The sequence below is a fragment of the Rothia sp. HMSC069C04 genome (genome assembly GCF_001812895.1).
Lineage (GTDB): Bacteria > Actinomycetota > Actinomycetes > Actinomycetales > Micrococcaceae > Rothia.
Genome location: NZ_KV810720.1, coordinates 1 through 2,274, shown reverse-complemented (window position 1 = coordinate 2,274; position 2,274 = coordinate 1). Strand labels below are relative to the sequence as shown.

Genomic DNA, 2,274 nt, shown 5'->3' with positions numbered 1-2,274 from the left:
ATCCGTGGGGTTTGTCGCCGGTGTCGGTGGAGGACTTCAATAAGTACCGCGAGCAGAAGGGCTCTTCCGGTATTACTGGGTGGGCACGGAAAGCTGCTAGTGGTGCAGTAGCTTTGTGGGACAAAGGTAAGAAATTCTACCGGGCTGCTACCGAGACTGCAAAGGGCCTATGGAACAAAGCAGTGGAGGGTGCAAAGGTAGCTTGGAATAACCGAGCTGTATTGGCCAAGAACGCTTGGGACAAGACTAAGAAGTGGTTCGGGGAAAACTGGGAGTATCTTGCAGGCGCCGGGCTGGTGGCACTTGGAATAGGCATAAGTGCTCTATCTGTTGCAGGCGGTCCTTTGACCATGGTGGTATTTGGTGCTCTTGGAGGGGCAATTTCTAGCGCTGGCACGTCTATGATTACCCAAAAGGCACAGAAGGGGTCTGTGGACACGGGGGAGATGCTGAAAGATGCTGCGATTGGCGCAGTAGTTGGTGGCATTACCGGCGGTATTGGTGGTCGTATTATAGCTGGTGCTAAGCAGGCTGCTGGCGTGGTTACGAAGCCTAATTGGATTACTGGCCCCGTTGCCAGAAGCACTGATTGGAAGTGGGCGAATAACCTGATTCGTAAGCCTGTTGATTTCAAGCCTCTGGCAGGTTTGAAGGGAACCTCAGGGGTGGCCGATGATGTAGCTATGATGGCCCCAGCGCGAGAAGCTAAGGAGTTTATGTCGAAGCAGGTTGCACGATTCATGGCTCCCGGCGAACATACAATGTTTGTCTCTCGTGGCTGGTGGCATAATCTAGCTGTGTCGCAGGTGACTACTATGCAACCTATTAAGTTCGCAGTTAATTATGCTGTGGGTGGTCTTGTTGCTGGTGCGTCTTCTGTAGCAACATCGACGATGCATACTGCTGAGGATGTGTGGCGTAATATTCATAAGAAATAGATAGATGAGGTAGTAAGATGAGTACTTTTTCTGAGGTTTTAAGGATTTTATGGCTAATCTTCCTGTGGTTCTGCTTTAGCTTCATAGCTCTTGTATCTCTAGCGATGGTCGTTATTGGGGGATGGCCTTGGGGCGCAATGTTCTTTGTTGCAGGTCCCGTATTCCTCGCAGTTATAGATATGGCTCACAGCGAAAGCATGGGAGGTAAAGCAAACGGCGGTTCTTTCAACTTCTTCTTTCTCCTTCTTATGTTCATCAGCGCGGTAGGCTTGATTATTCTGACGGTTCTAACCGCTTTCGGGGTACTCCACAGTGAGATTCAAGGATTCTGGTCACCAGAGACGAACTTCGCCTCCTGGTACATGGTTAGCGGGCTAATCATCGTCGTTTGCCTTATCTACCAAATCGAGCCTAATGACGATATTCCTGACCTGCAGCGCATGGAACAGATGAATAGGTACTCAACCCGAGTGGGCGTTATATCAGCGGCTATTTTCACGGTTCTGTGCCTTGTGGTTCCCCTGACCAGTTTCATGACCTCAGGTTACGATCCGGCGGCTCTGGCGGTTGCACTCTTCCTGACCCCGGGGTTCCTGCGTGTTGTGCGCGAGGGTCTCTTCTACCTGCAGGGCACCCGCCTTGAAGAAGGAACCGACAGGTATCGCACCTTGCGTGCCGTGTGTATTGGTGTGGCTGGCCTGGCCGCGTGTATTGCGCTCGGGTATTTGGGCTATTCGCTGGTTCGCCTGGAGTGGTTGCCTGCGTTGTTCTTTGCTGCCTCGGTGGCAATGAATGCGTGGTCGGTGAAGAGGTACGTCACCGTGGGCATCACCATTCCCGAGGAGGAAGAAGATGAGGTCCCCGAAACTACGCCTGTAGCTGGCTAAATAGAATGTAAGAAAGCCCCTGGGCTGAGAGTTCACTCTCTCAGTCCAGGGGCTTTCTGCATACCAGCGACAGCTAGCCTAGAGTGCCACCATCACCCGCCGGTGAATGGTCGCCTGGTCTTTACCCGAGCCTCGCACCGAGTTAACCTTCTGGCTGATTAGCCCATAGGCCATCATATTGCTCTATATTTTTGCTTATCAGAGCTTTCAAGCACATAGAGTATCTTTGGGGAAGATACGTCACCTGCCGGTGGTGCGCTTCCGGATATTAACCAACCACACGAAACGAGAACCCGCCATGCGCACCTTCCTCATCATCTTCTGGGGTGTTGATGCGTTTGGCGCGCTGGTGCGCGTTGAGTACTTTGATAGCGCCCACCCTGAGAATGCTTGGGTGAAGGTGCTGGTCACTGATGAGGGTGCCCGCGTTCGTGCAGTGTGCGTCTATG

At 52.4% G+C, this 2,274-nt stretch carries 2 protein-coding genes; both read left to right on the top strand.

Features of this window, described 5'->3' with window-relative positions; translation table 11 throughout:
* Positions 1-938: hypothetical protein (locus HMPREF2879_RS01685; RefSeq protein ID WP_210399472.1), on the top strand; the 938-nt coding region annotated here is incomplete at its 5' end.
* A 17-nt stretch (positions 939-955) separates the two neighbouring features.
* Positions 956-1,825: a hypothetical protein gene (locus tag HMPREF2879_RS01680; protein WP_070634675.1), complete on the top strand. Its 870-nt coding sequence runs from the start codon at positions 956-958 to the stop codon at positions 1,823-1,825.
* Positions 1,826-2,274: the final 449 nt, after the last annotated feature.